At 68.6% G+C, this 16,441-nt stretch carries 15 protein-coding genes; 10 read left to right on the forward strand and 5 right to left on the reverse strand.

Translation table 11 applies throughout. The features are described from left to right. Positions 1-4: 4 nt before the first annotated feature. From GFK26_RS31375 to GFK26_RS31420, 10 genes are all read left to right on the forward strand, one after another. Positions 5-922 carry an ABC transporter permease gene (locus GFK26_RS31375; protein WP_194273988.1) on the forward strand — a complete coding sequence of 306 codons (918 nt, stop codon included), beginning with the start codon at positions 5-7 and terminating at the stop codon, positions 920-922. Between the two features lie 16 nt (positions 923-938). After that, complete coding sequence (locus GFK26_RS31380) at positions 939-1,973, forward strand: ABC transporter ATP-binding protein (RefSeq protein ID WP_153285403.1); 1,035 nt, start codon at positions 939-941, stop codon at positions 1,971-1,973. Next, entirely contained in the window at positions 1,970-2,971 is a 1,002-nt protein-coding gene (locus tag GFK26_RS31385) for an ABC transporter ATP-binding protein (protein WP_153285404.1), read from the forward strand. Before GFK26_RS31380 ends, GFK26_RS31385 begins: the two co-directional genes overlap by 4 nt. Before the next feature lie 313 nt (positions 2,972-3,284). Further along, on the forward strand, positions 3,285-4,739 hold the full coding sequence (locus GFK26_RS31390; RefSeq protein WP_153285405.1) for an N-acyl-D-amino-acid deacylase family protein: 1,455 nt from the start codon (positions 3,285-3,287) through the stop codon (positions 4,737-4,739). Positions 4,740-4,973: 234 nt separating this feature from the next. After that, positions 4,974-5,513, forward strand: a complete 540-nt coding sequence (locus tag GFK26_RS31395; protein WP_153285406.1) for a MarR family winged helix-turn-helix transcriptional regulator — start codon at positions 4,974-4,976, stop codon at positions 5,511-5,513. Positions 5,514-5,519: 6 nt separating this feature from the next. Further along, on the forward strand, positions 5,520-7,112 hold the full coding sequence (locus GFK26_RS31400) for an ABC transporter substrate-binding protein (RefSeq protein ID WP_153285407.1): 1,593 nt from the start codon (positions 5,520-5,522) through the stop codon (positions 7,110-7,112). A 130-nt stretch (positions 7,113-7,242) separates the two neighbouring features. Next, positions 7,243-8,184, forward strand: a complete 942-nt coding sequence (locus GFK26_RS31405) for an ABC transporter permease (protein ID WP_153285408.1) — start codon at positions 7,243-7,245, stop codon at positions 8,182-8,184. A 31-nt stretch (positions 8,185-8,215) separates the two neighbouring features. Next, a complete protein-coding gene (locus GFK26_RS31410) occupies positions 8,216-9,166 on the forward strand; it encodes an ABC transporter permease (RefSeq protein ID WP_153285409.1) in 951 nt (316 codons plus the stop codon). A gap of 2 nt (positions 9,167-9,168) precedes the next feature. Continuing rightward, positions 9,169-10,800 (forward strand): dipeptide ABC transporter ATP-binding protein, encoded by a 1,632-nt coding sequence (locus GFK26_RS31415; RefSeq protein WP_153285410.1) that lies wholly within the window; start codon positions 9,169-9,171, stop codon positions 10,798-10,800. A 67-nt stretch (positions 10,801-10,867) separates the two neighbouring features. After that, positions 10,868-12,253 carry an amidase gene (locus tag GFK26_RS31420; RefSeq protein WP_153285411.1) on the forward strand — a complete coding sequence of 462 codons (1,386 nt, stop codon included), beginning with the start codon at positions 10,868-10,870 and terminating at the stop codon, positions 12,251-12,253. A gap of 10 nt (positions 12,254-12,263) precedes the next feature. Here GFK26_RS31420 and GFK26_RS31425 read toward each other — a convergent pair whose 3' ends face one another. The 5 genes from GFK26_RS31425 to GFK26_RS31445 all read right to left on the reverse strand — a co-directional run bounded on the left by GFK26_RS31425 (position 12,264) and on the right by GFK26_RS31445 (position 16,301). After that, positions 12,264-12,482 carry a hypothetical protein gene (locus GFK26_RS31425; protein WP_153285412.1) on the reverse strand — a complete coding sequence of 73 codons (219 nt, stop codon included), beginning with the start codon at positions 12,480-12,482 and terminating at the stop codon, positions 12,264-12,266. Between the two features lie 130 nt (positions 12,483-12,612). Continuing rightward, on the reverse strand, positions 12,613-13,518 hold the full coding sequence (locus GFK26_RS31430) for a ZIP family metal transporter (protein WP_153285413.1): 906 nt from the start codon (positions 13,516-13,518) through the stop codon (positions 12,613-12,615). A 113-nt stretch (positions 13,519-13,631) separates the two neighbouring features. Beyond that, positions 13,632-14,531, reverse strand: a complete 900-nt coding sequence (locus GFK26_RS31435) for a dienelactone hydrolase family protein (protein ID WP_153285414.1) — start codon at positions 14,529-14,531, stop codon at positions 13,632-13,634. 102 nt (positions 14,532-14,633) lie between these two features. Continuing rightward, entirely contained in the window at positions 14,634-15,389 is a 756-nt protein-coding gene (locus tag GFK26_RS31440) for an aspartate/glutamate racemase family protein (protein ID WP_153285415.1), read from the reverse strand. A 21-nt stretch (positions 15,390-15,410) separates the two neighbouring features. Next, positions 15,411-16,301: a transporter substrate-binding domain-containing protein gene (locus tag GFK26_RS31445; RefSeq protein ID WP_153285416.1), complete on the reverse strand. Its 891-nt coding sequence runs from the start codon at positions 16,299-16,301 to the stop codon at positions 15,411-15,413. Positions 16,302-16,441: the final 140 nt, after the last annotated feature.

Genomic DNA, 16,441 nt, shown 5'->3' on the forward strand with positions numbered 1-16,441 from the left:
CGCCATGTCCACTGCCCTGCCCTTGCGCGAGGTCGATGCGCCGGTGCCCACCACCGCCGTCGCAGACTCCGCCGAAGACCTTCCTTTCGTACCGCCGCGCTGGCGCTGGGTGCGCAAGCACCCGACGCTGATCGTCGGCGCGCTGCTGCTCATCGTGGTGGCCGCACTGTCCATCGCCGCGCCCTGGATCGCCACCCACGACCCGCAGGACATCGACCCGCTGGCGCGCATGCAGACGGCCTCGGCCGAGCACTGGTTCGGCACCGATGCACTGGGCCGCGATGTCTTCAGCCGCGCCGTGTGGGGCGGTCGCGTCTCGATGATCGTCGGCGCCTCGGTCGCGGTGCTCGCCACTTTCTTCGGCATCGTGCTGGGCCTGGTGTCGGGCTTCGTGCGCTGGGCCGACGGCCCGATCATGCGGGTGATGGACGGGCTCATGGCCATCCCCGGCATCCTGCTGGCGATTGCGCTGATGGCCGTGACGCGTGCCAGCCTCACCACGGTGATCATCGCCATCACCGTGCCCGAGATTCCGCGCGTGGTGCGGCTGGTGCGCTCGCTCGCGCTCACCTTGCGCGAGCAGCTGTTCGTGGAGGCCGCGCACGCGGTCGGCACGCGGCTGCCGGTGATCCTCGTGCGGCATGTGCTGCCGAACATCGTGGCGCCGCTGATCGTGCAGGCCACCTTCGTGGCCGCCGCCGCCGTGCTCACCGAGGCCGCGCTGTCCTTCCTCGGCGTGGGCGTGCCTTCGCAGACGCCGAGCTGGGGCAACATGATGGCCGAGGGTCGCAACTTCGTGACCGTGGCGTTCCACATCATCCTGTACCCGGGCCTGCTGCTGGCGGCCACGGTGCTGGCGATCAACCTGCTCGGCGACGGCCTGCGCGATGCGCTCGATCCGCGCCTGGCGCGGCAGCTGTGATGAAGAGGAACGCCCCATGACGATCCACATGTCCCAGGCCACCCTCGCCCCCGGCGAGCCGCTGCTCGAGGTCGACAACCTGCGCACCTACTTCAACACGCTCGCGGGCACCGTGCGCTCGGTCGACGGCGTGTCGTACACCGTGCGCGCGGGCCGCACGCTCGGCGTGGTCGGCGAATCGGGTTGCGGCAAGAGCGTGACCGCGCTGTCGATCCTGCGGCTGGTGCCCACGCCGCCCGGCCGCCACATGGGTTCCGTGCGCCTGCGCGGCACCGACCTGATGCAGCTCAGCGAACGCGAGATGCGGCAGATCCGCGGCAACCGCATTTCGATGATCTTCCAGGAGCCGATGACGTCGCTGAACCCGGTGCTCACCGTGGGCCGGCAGATCGCCGAGACGGTGCAGCTGCACCAGAAGGCCAGCCGCGCCGAGGCACTGCAGCGCGCGGTCGAGATGCTGCGGCTGGTGCAGATTCCCGAACCCGAGCGGCGCGTGAACGAGTACCCGCACCAGCTCTCGGGCGGCATGCGCCAGCGCGTGATGATCGCGCTGGCCCTGGCCTGCAACCCCGAGGTGCTGATCGCCGACGAGCCGACCACCGCGCTCGACGTGACCATCCAGGCGCAGATCCTCGACCTCATCAAGCGGCTGCAGAAAGAGCTGGGCATGGGCGTGGTGATGATCACGCACGACCTCGGCGTGGTGGCCGAGAGCTGCGACCGCGTCGTTGTCATGTACGCCGGCAAGAAGGTGGAAGAAGCCGACGTGATCGACCTCTTCGACCGCCCGCTGCACCCCTACACGCGTGCGCTGATGGCCTCGATGCCCGCCATGAGCACATCGAGCGCGCGGCTGCACGAGATTCCGGGCATGGTGCCCGCCGCGCACGAGCTGGGGCACGGCTGCGCCTTTGCCGCGCGCTGTTCGCAGGCACGCGAACGCTGCCGCCGCGAAACACCGCCGCTTTCCACGCAGGGCGACGGGCACGTGGTGGCCTGCTTCGCGGTGCAGGAGCAATGGGCCGACGAGGCTGCCGAGGTGAGCGCATGACGACGACAACGACAACATCCACCAACGCACCGCTCCTGCAGGTGCGCGAGCTGCGCAAGCACTACATCTCGCCGCGCCGCTGGCTGCGCCCGACCAAGCCGGCGATCCAGGCGGTCGACGGCGTGTCGTTCAACGTGGGGCACGGCGAGACGCTGTCGCTGGTCGGCGAGTCGGGTTGCGGCAAGACCACCACGGCCAAGTCGGTGATGCGGCTGGTCGAGCCCACCTCCGGCTCGGTGCAGCTCAATGGCGAAGAGCTGCTGACCCTGTCCGCGAACGCGATGCGCCAGCGCCGGCGCGACCTGCAGATCATCTTCCAGGACCCGTACGCCTCGCTGAACCCGCGCCTCACGGCCGGCGACATCGTGGCCGAGCCGCTGCGCAACTTCGGCGACGTGTCGCTGGCCGAGCGGCGCGAGCGCGTGCAGTGGCTGTTCTCGCGCGTCGGCCTGCGGCCCGAGGCGGCAAAGAAGTTTCCGCACGAGTTCTCGGGCGGCCAGCGCCAGCGCCTGGGCATTGCGCGCGCGCTGGCGCTCAACCCCAAGCTCATCGTCTGCGACGAGCCCGTGTCGGCGCTCGACGTGTCGGTGCAGGCGCAGGTGGTCAACCTGCTGATGGACCTGCAGGCCGAGTTCGGCATCGCCTACCTGTTCGTGGCGCACGACCTTGCCGTGGTGCGCCACATCAGCCACCGCGTGGCCGTGATGTACCTCGGGCACATCGTGGAGATCGCCGACCGAGACACGCTGTTCTCGGCGCCGCGCCATCCGTACACCGAGATCCTGCTGTCGGCCGTGCCCGTGCCCAACCCGCGCACGCCCGCACGCCGCCTGCTGCTGCAAGGTGATCCGCCGAGCCCCGCCAATCCGCCTTCGGGCTGCCGCTTCCACACGCGCTGCCCGATGGCGCAGGCCGTGTGCAAGGAGAAGACGCCTGAGCTGACGGAACGGCCTTCGTCTTCCAAGGGCGGGCACTGGGTGGCTTGCCACTTTCGCTGAGATGAAGGTTGGGGCGCCGCTGGTTCAGGGCGACGCTCCCGCCGACGGGGAACCTTGCTCCGCGAATGTCCCCCCGCCCTTCGGGCTCCTCCTTGATTTCGCTGCGCAAGGCACCCCATCGACGTGAGCGTGTTCAGAGCACTGGTTGATCAGCGCGCACCAGCTGCGCGTCCCGTGCGCAGGGCACTGGGTGCTTCCCGCAGCGAAATCAAGGAGGAGCGAAGCGGGGGACATTCGCGGAGGGAAGTACCCGGTGTCCTGTGCACACGCCCTGAACCACGCGCTCTTGAAATGAACACATGAAAGGACCGACATGAAACCCACCACCCACTACGACCTGCTGATCCAAGGCGGCACCGTCATCGACGGCACCAAGGCCCCGCGCTTCGACGCCGACGTGGGCATCGTCAATGGCCGCATCGCCGCCATCGGCAATCTCGCAGGCCACACGGCCGACCAGACGCTCGACGCCACCGGCCGCATCGTCGCGCCGGGCTTCATCGATTCGCACACGCACGACGACCAGGCCGTGCTGTCGCAGGCGCAGATGCCGTTCAAGGTGTCGCAGGGCGTGACCACGGTGGTGGCGGGCAACTGCGGCATCAGCGCCGCGCCGCTGCGTGCCGACATGGACCTGCCCATGCCGTTGAGCCTGCTCGAAACGCCGGCCGAAGACCGCTTCACGACCTTCGCGGCCTACCTGGACGCACTGCGCGCCACGCCCTCGTCGGTCAACGTGGCGGCGATGGTCGGCCACTCGACCTTGCGCGCCGTGACCATGTCCGACCTCGACCGGCCCGCCACCGCGCAGGAGATCGCCGCCATGCAGGCGCTGGTCGAAGAAGCGATGCAGGCCGGCGCCATCGGCCTGTCGACCGGCACCTTCTACCCGCCGGCGGTGAAGGCCACGACCGAAGAGATCATCGAGGTCGGCCGCCCGCTCACGTCGCGCAAGGCGCTGTACGTGACGCACATGCGTGACGAGAGCGACCGCGTGATGGACTCGCTGGAAGAAACCTTCCACATCGGCCGCGCACTCGACATTCCGGTGGTGGTGTCGCATCACAAGGTGCAGAACACGCAGAACTTCGGCAAGACCAAGGTCACGCTGCCCTTCATCCAGGAGGCGATGAAGCACCAGTGCATCGGCCTCGACTGCTACCCGTACACCGCGGGCTCCACCATGATCCGCACCGACCGCGGGATGATGGACGGCCGCGTGCTCATTGCCTCCAGCGTGCCGCACCCCGAGTGCGCGGGCCGCGACCTGAAGGACATCGCGGCCGAATGGGGCGTGTCGGGCGAAGAGGCAGCCTTGCGCCTGTCGCCCGGCAGCGCCATCTATTTCATGATGGACGAGGACGACGTGCAGCGCGTGCTCGCCTTCGACGAGACCATGATCGGCTCCGATGGCATCCCGCTGGGCGACAAGCCGCATCCGCGCCTGTGGGGCACCTTCCCGCGCGTGCTGGGCCACTACAGCCGCGACGTCGGGCTGTTCCCGCTGGAGACGGCCGTGTGGAAGATGACCGGGCTCACGGCGCGCAACTTCGGACTGCACGAACGCGGCGCGCTCAAGGTCGGCCATCACGCCGACGTGGTGGTCTTCAATGCCGCCACGGTGCGCGACACCGCGAATTACGAAACGCCGACCGAGCCCGCCGAAGGCATCGATGCGGTGATCGTGAACGGCGCCGTCACCTGGCGCCACGGCGTGCACAGCGGCGCGCGCAACGGGCAGGTGATCGTGCGCAAGGACGCGGTCTGACACCTCGCGCCACGGCGGCACCTGCATGGCGCCCGCCCTCGCATCCTGGTGCATGCGCAGCACCGGATCGGTGAACACACCGGGCCTCACGGGCCCGGTTTTTCTTTCTCTTTCTCCCTCTGACCCTGTGGCGGTGCGAACCTAGGGGATTTCCCTCGACAGCTGGCCCGGAGCTTGCGTAGTTCGTCCACATAGTTGAACATTTCAACTATTGAAGACTTCTACCAACCCGCCATGCACGCCCCGCTTCGCCTGAAGAACGACTACCTCAACGTGCTGATCGACCTGGCGTCGCAGCGCACGCGCGACCGCGGCTCGCGCATCTACGAGATCGAACTCGGCCTGTCGATCCGTGACGTGCGGCTGCTGCGCATGATCGGCGCCGAGCCCGGCATCACCATGGGCCAGCTGGTGCAGACCTGCGGCATCGAGAAGACGCTGGTCTCCAAGCTGGTGAGTTCGCTGGTGCAGCGCAAGCTGGTCGAGCGCCAGATCGGCACCGAGGACGCGCGGCAGATCCGCCTGTGCCTCAGCAAGACCGGCGTCGACATGGTGCTGCGCGCCGAGCCCATCGGGCACGAGATGGAAGCGCGCTTTCTCGACTGCCTGAGCGTCGCCGACATCGAGAACCTGCGCCGCATCATGCACAAGCTCATCGACGCCGAAGAAGGCTCGCGCGACATCTTCGAATTCCTGCTGGTGCAGCTGCGCGAAAGCAAGGAACCGGCCCCGTCTTCCTCTCCCGCGTCTTCCGCTCCCTCCCGAAAGAAGTAAGGCTCCATGGCAATCCATTTTTCACCGCGCCGCGTCGCGGCGGCTTCCCTGTCGGCGCTCGCTTTGTGCTTCGCCGCCACCGCCCCCGCCCAGACCGTGCTTCGCACCGTGCCCTCGTCGGATTTGAAGATCGTCGACCCGATCTGGACCACCGCCAACATCACGCGCAACCACGGCCTGATGATCTACGACACCCTCTTCGCGATGGATGAGAAGGGCGTCATCAAGCCGCAGATGGTCGACAAGTACAGCGCGAGCGCTGACAACAAGGTCTGGAGCTTCACGCTGCGCCCGGGCCTGAAGTTCCACGACGGCGCACCGGTCACCTCGCAGGACGTGATCGCCTCGCTGGCGCGCTGGGCCAAGCGCGACACGCTGGGCCAGAAGATGTACGAGGCGATGGACAGCATTGCCGCCGACGGCCCCAACGGCTTTCGCATGACGTTCAAGCAGCCCTTCGGCGTGGTGCTCGATGCGCTCGGCAAGCCCAACCCGCTGGTGCCTTTCATCATGCCCAAGCGCGTGGCCGACACGCCCGCCGACAAGCAGATCGACGAGATGGTCGGCTCCGGCCCCTTCACGCTCGCCAAGGAAGACTTCCGCCCCGGCGACCGCGTCATCTACCGCAAGAACACCGCCTACGTGCCGCGCAAGGAGCCCGCCTCGGGCCTGGCCGGCGGCAAGGTGGTGCACGTCGACCGCGTCGAATGGGTGATGCTGCGCGACCCGCAGACGCAGACCAATGCGCTGCTCAACGGCGAGGTCGACATGCTCGAGACCGTGCCGTCGTCGGGCTACACCGGCATGCGCACCAACGACAAGATCGAGCTGGTCGACGTGATGCCGGCGGGCCCCTTCACGGTGCTCTACAACCACAAGGTGCCGCCCTTCAACAACCCGAAGGCGCTGAAGGCCGCGATGCTGGCCATCAACCAGGAAGCGATGCTGCGCGCGCAGGTCACCTTCCGCGATTTCTACAAGCCCTGCGCGTCGATCTACCTGTGCGGCTCGCTCTACGCGAGCGACAAGACCGGCTTCTACACCGGCAAGCCGCAGTTCGAAGAAGCACGCAAGCTGCTCAAGGAATCGGGCTACGACGGCAAGCCCGTGGTGCTCATGCTGCCGGGCGATGCGCCCGCGCTGAACAAGCTGCCCGCGGTGTACGGCCAGCTGCTCAAGCAGGTGGGCTTCAACGTCGACGTGCAGACCACCGACTGGGCCACGCTCGTGACCCGGCGCACCAAGAAGGACCTGCCCGAGAACGGCGGCTGGAACGCCTTCATCACCTTCTGGGGCGGCGTGGACGCAAGCAGCCCCATCAGCTACAGCCCGCTGACCGGCAACGGTGACCAGGGCTACTTCGGCTGGCCCGTGGTGCCCGAGCTCGAGGCGCTGAAGTCGAAGTTCATCGCCACCGCCGACCTCGCGCAGCGCAAGGAAATCGCCACGCAGATCCAGCAGGTCGTGCTCGAGCACGGCGTGCTCGCGCCGCTCGGCGAAGCCAAGGCGCCCACGGCCGTGCGCCGCGGCACGATCACCGGCCTGCTGCCGTCGCCGGCGGTTCTGTACTGGAACGTGCGCAAGAAGACGGCGCCGTAAGCCGACGGGCGCTACCGCCCCCTCCCCTTTCTGATCGACACCCCTGACCGGCTGCGCCTTGCGTGGCAGCCGGGCGGGACTTCCTTTGCCCGCGCCGGACGCCCGGCCCTTCGTCACGGACCTGATTCACATGCTCCACTTCCTGTTGCGCCGCGGACTGGCCACCGCGCCCGTGCTCCTGATCGTGGCCGTCATCGTCTTCCTGCTGCTGCGCATGACGCCCGGCGACCCGGCCGCGGCCATCGCGGGCGACTCAGCGAATGCGCAGGACATCGCGCGCATCCGCACCCAGCTGGGCCTGGACGCATCGATCGTCACGCAGTTCGTGCATTGGCTCGGCCAGGTGCTGCGCGGCGATCTGGGTTACTCGTTCTTCTACCGGATGCGCGTGACCGACCTGATCGGCCAGCGCCTGGAGCCCACGCTCTCGGTGGCGGCGGTGACGGTGGTGCTCACGGTGCTGATCGCCGTGCCGATCGGCGTGCTCGCGGCCTCGCGGCGCGGCGGCCGGCTCGACCGCTTCATCATGGGCGCCTCGGTGCTCGGCTTTTCAGTGCCGGTGTTCGTGGCCGGCTACGTGATGATCTGGCTGTTCTCGATGCAGCTCGGCTGGCTGCCCTCGCAGGGCTACCAGCGCATCGGCGACGGCATCGGCCCGTGGCTGCGCCACCTCGCGCTGCCCTGCGTCACGCTGGCCGTGATGTACGCGGCGCTCATTGCGCGGGTCACGCGCGCGGCGGTGTCGGAGGCGCTCACCGAAGACTACGTGCGCACCGCGCGCGCCAAGGGCATCTCGGAGTGGCGCATGCTGCTGCGCCACGCGCTGGCCAATGCGGCCGTGCCGATCGCCACCGTCATCGGCCTGAGCGTGGCGGGCCTCATCGGCGGCGTGGTGGTCACCGAAACGATCTACGCGATCCCCGGCCTCGGCCAGCTCACGGTGGACGCCGTGCTCTCGCGCGACTACCCGCTGATCCAGGGCATCACCCTCTTCTTCTCGCTGGTCTATGTGGTGGTCAACCTGCTGGTCGACCTGAGCTACCTGCTGCTCGATCCGCGCATCCGCTACTGACAGCCTTCCTCCGACTTTCGAAAGCCTCGCCATGACTTCGATTTCCCTGCGCGACGACGCGCCCACCTCGGCCGCGGTTCCTCCCGCCGCGCCGCGCGCCCCAACCCGGTCGCTGCTGCGCCGCCTGCTCGCCAACGGCGCCGTGCGCGTCGGCGGCGCCCTGCTGGTCGCGATGCTGGTGCTGGCGGTGGCCGCGCCCTGGCTGTACACCATCGACCCGAACGCGATGGACCCGGCGAACTCGCACCTGCCGCCCGGCACGCGCACCGAGTTCACCACGCTCGCGGGCGACAGCTTCGAACGCTTCTTCCCGCTGGGCACCGACAGCATGGGCCGCGACCTGTGGAGCCGCACGGCCTACGGGGCGCGCATCTCGCTGTCGGTGGGCGTGGCGGTGGCGCTGGGCTCGGTCGCGTTCGGCCTCGTGGTGGGCATGGTCGCGGGCTACTTCCGCCGGCTCGACGGCGTGATCATGCGGGTGATGGACGGGATGATGGCCATCCCCGGCATCCTGTTCGCGATCGTGCTGGTGGCCGTGTGGCGGCCCAGCCTGCTCACCGTGATCCTGGCCATCGTGGTGCCCGAGACGCCGCGCGTGGCGCGGCTGGTGCGCTCGGTGGTGCTGTCGGTGCGCGAGGAGCCGTATGTGGAGGCGGCCGTCGCGCTCGACACACCGACCTGGAAGCTGATGCTGCGCCACATCCTGCCCAACACGGTGGCGCCGCTGATCGTGCAGGGCACCTTCATCTGCGCGGCAGCCATGCTGGTGGAGGCCGTGATGTCCTTCCTCGGCATCGGCCTGCCGTCCGACGTGCCGACCTGGGGAAACATCATGTCCGAAGGCCGCACGCACTTCACCTCGCATCCGTCGACCGTGCTGCTGCCCGGCTTCTTCCTGGCGCTCACGGTGCTGGCCGTGAACATGCTCGGCGACGGCCTGCGCGATGCGCTCGATCCCAAGTTCAAACCGCGCGGAGGCTGACCATGACATCCACCCCTTCTTCGGCCTCCGCCGCACCTTGCCTCGTGGTGCGCGACCTCGCCATCGACCTGCCCGCCGGTGCCGACCGCGCGCATGCGGTGCACGGCATCTCGTTCGACGTGATGCCCGGCCAGGTCGTGTGCCTGCTCGGTGAATCGGGCTCCGGCAAGTCAGTCATCGCGCAGGCCGCGATGGGCCTGCTGCCCGCGTCGCTGCGGCCCTCGGCCGGACGCATCGAGGTTCAGGGCGAGAACGTGCTCGCGGCCGATGCGAAGCGGCTGCGCGCCCTGCGCGGCGCGCGCATGGCGATGGTGTTCCAGGAGCCGATGACCGCGCTCAACCCGGTGATGCGCTGCGGCGCGCAGGTCGACGAGATCCTGGCCGAGCACACGACGCTGGGCGCCGCCGCGCGCCGCGAGCGCGTGCTCGCCATCTTCGAGCGCGTGCGCCTGCCCGAGCCCCAGCGCATGTACGACGCCTACCCGCACCAGCTCTCGGGTGGGCAGCGCCAGCGCATCGTGATCGCCATCGCGCTGATCCTGCGCCCCGCATTGCTGATTTGCGACGAGCCCACCACCGCGCTCGACGTGACCACGCAGGCCGAAATTCTTTCGCTCATCCGCGAGATGCAGCAGGAGAACGGCACCGCCGTGCTGTTCATCACGCATGACTTCGGCGTGGTCGCCGACATCGCCGACCAGGTGGTGGTGCTGCAGCTGGGCCGGCAGGTCGAGAGCGGCCCGAAGGACGAGGTGCTGCGCCGGCCGAAGGAGGCCTACACGCGCATGCTGCTCGACGCCGTGCCGCGGCTGGCGCCGGTGCTGCGCGCGCCGGTCGAAGCCAAGGCGCCGCTGCTCGATGCGCGCGGCGTGGGCAAGGTCTACCGCACGGGCAGCTGGCCCGGCAAGCGCCGCACGGTGCATGCGGCAGCCGACGTGTCGCTGAAGCTGCATGCGGGCGAAACCGTCGGCATCGTGGGCGAATCGGGCTCGGGCAAGTCGACCGTGGCGCGCTGCATCGCGCGGCTCATCGAGCCGACCGACGGCGACATCCGCGTGCCGGGCATCGAGGGCTCGCGCGGCGCGCAGCGCTCGGCGTTCCGGCGCATGGTGCAGGTCGTGTTCCAGGACCCGAACCGCTCGCTCAACCCGCGCCGCACGGTGGGCCAGTCGATCGTCGAGGGACCGGTGAATTTCGGCGTACCGCACGCCAAGGCCTGGCAGCGCGCCGAGGAGCTGATGGCGCTGGTGCGGCTGCAGCCCGAGGTGCTGCACCGCTACCCGAGCGAGTTTTCGGGCGGCCAGCGGCAGCGGCTGTGCATTGCGCGCGCGCTGGCCTGCGAGCCGCGCGTGCTGATCGCCGACGAGGCCGTGTCGGCGCTCGACGTGTCGGTGCAGGACCAGATCCTGAAGCTGCTCGCGGAGATCCAGCAGCGGCTGTCGATCGGCATTCTGTTCATCACCCACGACCTGCGCGTGGCCAGCCAGATCTGCGACCGCCTCATCGTGATGCACAAGGGCCGCATCGTCGAAGAAGGCAGCGCGCACGACGTGCTGCTGTCACCGCGCGAGGCCTACACGCGCACGCTGCTGGCCGCGGCGCCCGGCCAGGGCTATGCGTTCGGAGGCGGCTGAACGCCGTCGCCCGCCCCCTGTCTTTTCAACCCACCTTCATCCAACCACCCAAAGAAGAAGCGAAGCCATGACCACACCCCTGTACGAACTCAGTGCCCTCCAGCTGCTCGAACACTACCGTGACCGCGCCTTGTCGCCGGTCGAGGTGACACAGGCCGTGCTCGCGCGCATCGAGCGCTGGGAGCCGCACATCCACGCCACCTACGGCCTGGACGCCGAGGCCGCACTCGCATCGGCCCGCGCCTCGGAGGCACGCTGGGCGCAGGGCAAGCCGCAGGGCGAGCTCGACGGCGTGCCGGTCACGCTGAAGGAGAACATCGCCACGCGCGGCACACCCACGCCGGTGGGCAGCGCGGCCACCGTGCTCGCGCCCGCCGCGGCCGACGCCCCCGCCGCCGCACGCCTGCGCGAAGCCGGCGCGGTGATCGTGACCAAGACGACGATGCCCGACTTCGGCTTCCTCGGCGCGGCGCCGTCGAGCTTCCATGCGCTCACGCGCAACCCGTGGGACCTGGGCCGCAACACCGGCGGCTCGAGCTCGGGCGCCGGTGCTGCCGCCGCCGCGGGCTACGGCCCGCTGCACCTGGGCACCGACATCGGCGGCTCGGTGCGCATTCCGGCCAGCTTCTGCGGTGTGTTCGGCCTGAAGCCCAGCCACGGCCGCATCCCCGTCGACCCGCCCGCCGCCGCGCGCGTGATCGGCCCCATGACGCGCACCGTGGCCGATGCCGCGCTGCTGATGCAGGTGGTGACGCGCCCCGACGCGCGCGACTACATGAGCCTGCCGCCGAACGACTTCGCATGGCAGCAACTCGAGCGCAACGTGAAGGGCCTGCGCATCGGCCTGTGGACCGAAACCACGGGCGACTGGCCCATCGATGCGGAAGTGAAAGAGGCCGTGCTCGCCGCGGCCCGCCTGTTCGAGCAGGCCGGCGCCATCGTCGAGCCGCTGGCCGACTGGACCACGCTGGACATGCGCATGGGCATGGCTCACTTCTTCACGATGCGCTGCCGCGTCGACCTGGCCGCAATGCCGCCGGAACGCGCAAAGCTCGCGGCCGGCTACATCCATCAGGCGGCGGAGTTTGCGGCCTCGCTCACACCCGAAGACACCTTCCGTGCCTTCACGCGCATGCAGGCGCTGCGCGCAGCCACCGTGGCGGCCACGCAGCCCTTCGACTACGTGCTGTCGCCTGTGTCGCCGGTGCTGCCGTTCGCGGCGGACGCGATCAACAGCGGCTCGGAGAATCCGCTCAAGGATTCGCACTTCACGTCGGTGTTCAACCAGTCGGAACAACCGGCCGCGTCGATCAACTGCGGGCATTCCACGAGCGGCCTGCCGATCGGCCTGCAGATCGCGGGGCGTCGCTTCGACGACCTGGGCGTGCTGCAGATGGCGCGCTTCTACGAATCGGTGCGTCCGGCGCAGGCGCGCTGGCCTGAACCAGCCTGAACCAAACGAATCAGTCCGGCGCGTTCATCACGCGGTCGAACTCTTCGTCGGCCGGCACGTTGTCGGCATCGAGTTCGCTGGCATCGGTGAGGTCGATGCCGGTTTCGTCCGACAGGTCGTCGGACGCATCGGCTTCGAGTTCCTCGAAGTCGTCGGCAGGCGTGTTGTCCTCTTCGTCGTCTTCGGACGACGAGGCGGAGCGCGCGGTGGCATCGGCTTGGGGCGTCATGATCGAATTCCTCGGCAGATGAGTGAACGGCCCTCTATGGTGCGCCTGTTTTGCCCATTGCGGGGGATCGAAGGCCTGACGGCGGTGTCGGAAAGTTTCCCGTCACGCACCGCCCTGCCGGCAGGGCCGGTCAGTCCTTGTGGACGTGGCCGTGCTCGCCGTGTCCTTCGTCGTGGCCATGCTCATGGCCATGCTCGCCGTGCGCGAGCCGGCTCACGAGCGTGACCAGCAGGATGCCCGCTGCGAGCCACGCGATCTGCGCCGCGGTCTGGCGCGCCGGCAGGCGTTTCTGCAGCTGCGGAATCAGGTCGGCCAGCGCGACGTAGACGAAGCTGCTGCCCGCCAGCACCAGGAAGTACGGCAGCCAGCCATGCAGCTGGTCGACCAGCCACCAGCCCGCGATACCGCCGAGCATGGTCATCGTGCCCGCGAGCGACACCTTCACCAGCGCCGCGCGCGAATTGGCCGAACTCTGGCGCAGCACGACGAGGTCGCCGATGTGGTGCGGCACTTCGTGTGCGAGCACGGCCAGCGCGGCCACGAGGCCCAGGCGGATGTCGGCGACGAAGGCCGAGGCGATCAGGATGCCGTCGCCGAAGCAATGCACGCTGTCGCCCGTGAGCACGGCCCAGCTGCCGCCGCCCGTGGGCGATGTGTGATGGTGGGCGTGGCCGTGTGAATGACCGTGATCGTGGCCATGGTGATCGTGCGCTTCGCCCTTCGCGGGTGCGACGTCGCCATGGTGGTGCTCATGCCCGTGGTGCCACAACTCGGCCTTGTCGAGCAGGAAGAAGAACACCAGCCCGAACAGCAGCACCGCGAACAGCAGCGCGGGCTCGATGCGGCTTTCGAAGGCCTCGGGCAGCAGGTGCATGAAGGCCGTGGCCAGCAGCGCGCCGGCCGCCAGGCTCAGCAGGTGCTGCGGGTTCACGCCGCCGCCGCCGCTGCGCACGCCCACGCGCAGCAGCAGGGCCGCGAGCCAGACGCTTCCGATGCCGGCGACCAGGGTCGCCACGAGAATTACTATCAAATTCATAGCTGCTTGCGCAAAAGTGGCCGCCGTTACGGCCGTGTTCCGTTCATTAAAAGAGAAAGGCCGTCACTTCGGACGGCCTTCGGCGGAGGGTGGCTACGGGGCGCCGTCTTCAGTCAGGCGACACCATTGGCTTTGAACCAGGCCGTGGCACGCTGCCAGCCGTCGTCCGCGGCGCTCTTGAGGTAGCTGGGACGGTAGTCGGCGTGGAACGCGTGGCCTGCTTCGGGGTACACGACGAAGCTCGATGCCTTGGCCGCCGGGGTTCCAGTGGCCAGAGCAGCTTTCATCTTATCAACCGTGTCAAGGGGGATGCCCTGGTCTTTTCCGCCGTACAGGCCGAGCACCGGCGCCTGCAGGCTGGCGGCGATGTCGATGGGGTGTTTCGGCTGCAGTTCGCTGGCCTGCCCGACCAGCCGGCCGTACCAGGCCACGCCGGCCTTGACCTTGCCCGTGGCCGCATACAGCCACACGATGCGCCCGCCCCAGCAGAAGCCGGTGATGCCGGCCTTGCTGGTGTCGCCGCCGTTGGCCTTGGCCCAGGCCAGCGCGCCGTCGAGGTCGGCCATGACCTGCGCGTCGGGCACCTTGCTGACGATGTCGGCCTGCAGCTTCGGGATGTCGGTGTAGCCGCGCGGGTCGCCCTGGCGCGCGTACAGCTCGGGCGCGATGGCCAGGTAGCCGAGCTTGGCGAAGCGGCGGCAGGTGTCGGCGATGTACTCGTGCACGCCGAAGATTTCCTGGATCACCAGCACCACCGGCAGCCCGGTCTTGCCGGCGGGCGCGGCGGCGTAGGCCGGCACCTCGAAGCCGTTGACGGTGTACTTGATGGGGCCGGCCTTCAGGCCGTCGGCCGGGGTCGAGATGGCCGTCTGCGCGGCCACCGGCAGCACGGCGGCGGCGTAGCCGACACCGATGGCGGCCTTGAGCGCAGTGCGGCGCGTGGCCCCCTGCTCGGTGCTGTCGCCGGGGCGCAGCGAATCGAATTCGGAACGGTTGTCGTCGAAGGAGGTCATGCAAAGGCTCCGGTTGAATCGTCTGACAAGGGGGTGTGGCGTAGAAAAACGCACGCCGCAATGTAGGCGAAATCGGGCCGGGCCGTGTGACGGGGCGGTAAATCAGCTGGGCAGTTGCTGTGTGCCGTAGGCCCGCCGTGCCAGCGCCTCGGCCAGCACCTGGGCCGGGTCGACGAGCCGCAGCCCCGCCACCGCGGCCGAGCCCTGCAGGCCCAGCGGCACCTCGGTGCAGCCCATGATGATCGTGACCGGGCCGTGCCGTTCGGCCAGCCGCAGCGCGACCTCGGAGAAGCAGCGCTCGGCCAGCGGCAGGTTGCCGGCTTTCACGCCGTCGAAGATGCCGCGCATGATCGTCTGGCGCTCGTCGGCCAGCGGCACGTGGCAGCCCAGGCCGGCCTCGGCCAGCGCCTCTTCATACAGGCGCACGCGGTAGGTGCCTTCGGTGGCCATCAACGCCACCTCGGTTGCGCCTTGCGACGCCAGTTGCCGTGCGGTCTCGCGTGCCATGTGCAACAGCTCGACCTGCGGAAAACGCTCCTGCAGGCTCGCATGCCAGGCATGCGCCGTGTTGCAGGCGATGGCCACCGCGCGGCTGCCGAGCGCGGCCAGCCGGCCCAGTGCCTGCAGCATCGGTTCGAGCGGCTGGTGCGCGCCCTGCTCGCCCGAGGCCAGCGCGCCGGTGCGGTCGGGCACCGGCACCTGCGCCAGCCAGTGTTCGGGAAAGGACTGGTCGCGCACCGGCTCGCCGCGCGCACGCATCTGCTGCGCGCAGGCCTGCACGAAGAGCCGGACGAAGTCGGCGCCCGCCGCGGGGCCCATGCCCCCGAGGATGCCGACGACCTGTGTGGCTGCGACCATGTCTTTCCCTTCTTCCCTCGATCAGGTCGCGGGCTTGTCGCTGAAGGCCTTGAGGTTCTCTTTGAGCTGGTCGCTCATCGGCAGGTTCAGCGGCACGTTCTTCGGCGGGATCGGCTGCATGAACCACTTGGTGTAGAGCTTCTCGAACTCGCCGCTCTTCATCATCGCGATGAAGGTGTCGTCCACCAGCTTCTTGAAGGCCGGGTCGTCCTTGGGCAGCATGCAGGCGTAGGGCTCGACCTGCAGCGACTCGCCCACCACTTCGTAGTCGGCCGGGTTCTTCGAATTGGCGATGAGGCCGAACAGCAGGATGTCGTCCATGGCGAAGGCCACGGCGCGGTCGTTCTCGACCAGCAGGAACGCGTCGGCGTGGTCCTTGCCGAGCACGATGTCCATGCCCAGGTTCTTCTCGGCGTTGTACTTGCGCATGACCAGCGCGTTGGTGGTGCCGGTGGTGCTGGCCACGGTCTTCTTCGCGAGGTCGGCGTAGTCCTTGACCTTCGAAGACTTCTTCGTCAGCAGGCGCGTGCCCGTGTAGAAGTGGTTGACCGCAAAGGCCACGTCCTTGCCGCGCGCGGTGTTGTTGGTGGTGGAGCCGCACTCCAGGTCGACGGTGCCGTTGGTGATCAGCGGGATGCGGTTCTGCGAGGTGACCGCCATCAGCGAGACCTGCAGGTTGGGCTTGTTCAACTTCTTCTTCACCGCCTCGACCACGGCGTTGGAGAGTTCCACCGAAAACCCGATCGGCTTGCTCGGGCCGTCCAGGTAGCTGAAGGGCACCGACGACTCGCGGTACGCGAGCGTGATCTTGCCGGACTCGGCGATCTTGGCGAGCGTGTCGGCAGCCTGTGCGGCCGGTGCAGTGAAGAGGACCGCGGCAGCCAGGGACGCCATCAAAACGGAGAGTTTCATTCGAGCCTTCATTCGGTTGGATTGAACAGACAACCAGTGTAAGAAGGAGTGACACATCGGGACAATTCCAATTAACCCCGGGGTCATGCCCAAAGGTTATGGGCTGGGTTCTTTTGGCATTTCCGGGCGGCGCGGGGCGC

The sequence above is a fragment of the Variovorax paradoxus genome (assembly GCF_009498455.1).
Taxonomy (GTDB): Bacteria; Pseudomonadota; Gammaproteobacteria; order Burkholderiales; family Burkholderiaceae_C; genus Variovorax; species Variovorax paradoxus_H.

Excerpts from the sequence above, each read along its gene's own strand:
- GFK26_RS31435 (WP_153285414.1), bottom strand. The coding sequence starts at position 14,531 with ATGACCTCCTTCGACGACAACCGTTCCGAATTCGATTCGCTGCGCCCC.
- GFK26_RS31445 (WP_153285416.1), bottom strand. The coding sequence starts at position 16,301 with ATGAAACTCTCCGTTTTGATGGCGTCCCTGGCTGCCGCGGTCCTCTTC.
- GFK26_RS31415 (WP_153285410.1), top strand. The coding sequence starts at position 9,169 with ATGACATCCACCCCTTCTTCGGCCTCCGCCGCACCTTGCCTCGTGGTG.
- GFK26_RS31405 (WP_153285408.1), top strand. The coding sequence starts at position 7,243 with ATGCTCCACTTCCTGTTGCGCCGCGGACTGGCCACCGCGCCCGTGCTC.
- GFK26_RS31385 (WP_153285404.1), top strand. The coding sequence starts at position 1,970 with ATGACGACGACAACGACAACATCCACCAACGCACCGCTCCTGCAGGTG.
- GFK26_RS31410 (WP_153285409.1), top strand. The coding sequence starts at position 8,216 with ATGACTTCGATTTCCCTGCGCGACGACGCGCCCACCTCGGCCGCGGTT.
- GFK26_RS31380 (WP_153285403.1), top strand. The coding sequence starts at position 939 with ATGACGATCCACATGTCCCAGGCCACCCTCGCCCCCGGCGAGCCGCTG.
- GFK26_RS31440 (WP_153285415.1), bottom strand. The coding sequence starts at position 15,389 with ATGGTCGCAGCCACACAGGTCGTCGGCATCCTCGGGGGCATGGGCCCC.
- GFK26_RS31420 (WP_153285411.1), top strand. The coding sequence starts at position 10,868 with ATGACCACACCCCTGTACGAACTCAGTGCCCTCCAGCTGCTCGAACAC.
- GFK26_RS31400 (WP_153285407.1), top strand. The coding sequence starts at position 5,520 with ATGGCAATCCATTTTTCACCGCGCCGCGTCGCGGCGGCTTCCCTGTCG.
- GFK26_RS31430 (WP_153285413.1), bottom strand. The coding sequence starts at position 13,518 with ATGAATTTGATAGTAATTCTCGTGGCGACCCTGGTCGCCGGCATCGGA.
- GFK26_RS31390 (WP_153285405.1), top strand. The coding sequence starts at position 3,285 with ATGAAACCCACCACCCACTACGACCTGCTGATCCAAGGCGGCACCGTC.
- GFK26_RS31395 (WP_153285406.1), top strand. The coding sequence starts at position 4,974 with ATGCACGCCCCGCTTCGCCTGAAGAACGACTACCTCAACGTGCTGATC.
- GFK26_RS31375 (WP_194273988.1), top strand. The coding sequence starts at position 5 with ATGTCCACTGCCCTGCCCTTGCGCGAGGTCGATGCGCCGGTGCCCACC.
- GFK26_RS31425 (WP_153285412.1), bottom strand. The coding sequence starts at position 12,482 with ATGACGCCCCAAGCCGATGCCACCGCGCGCTCCGCCTCGTCGTCCGAA.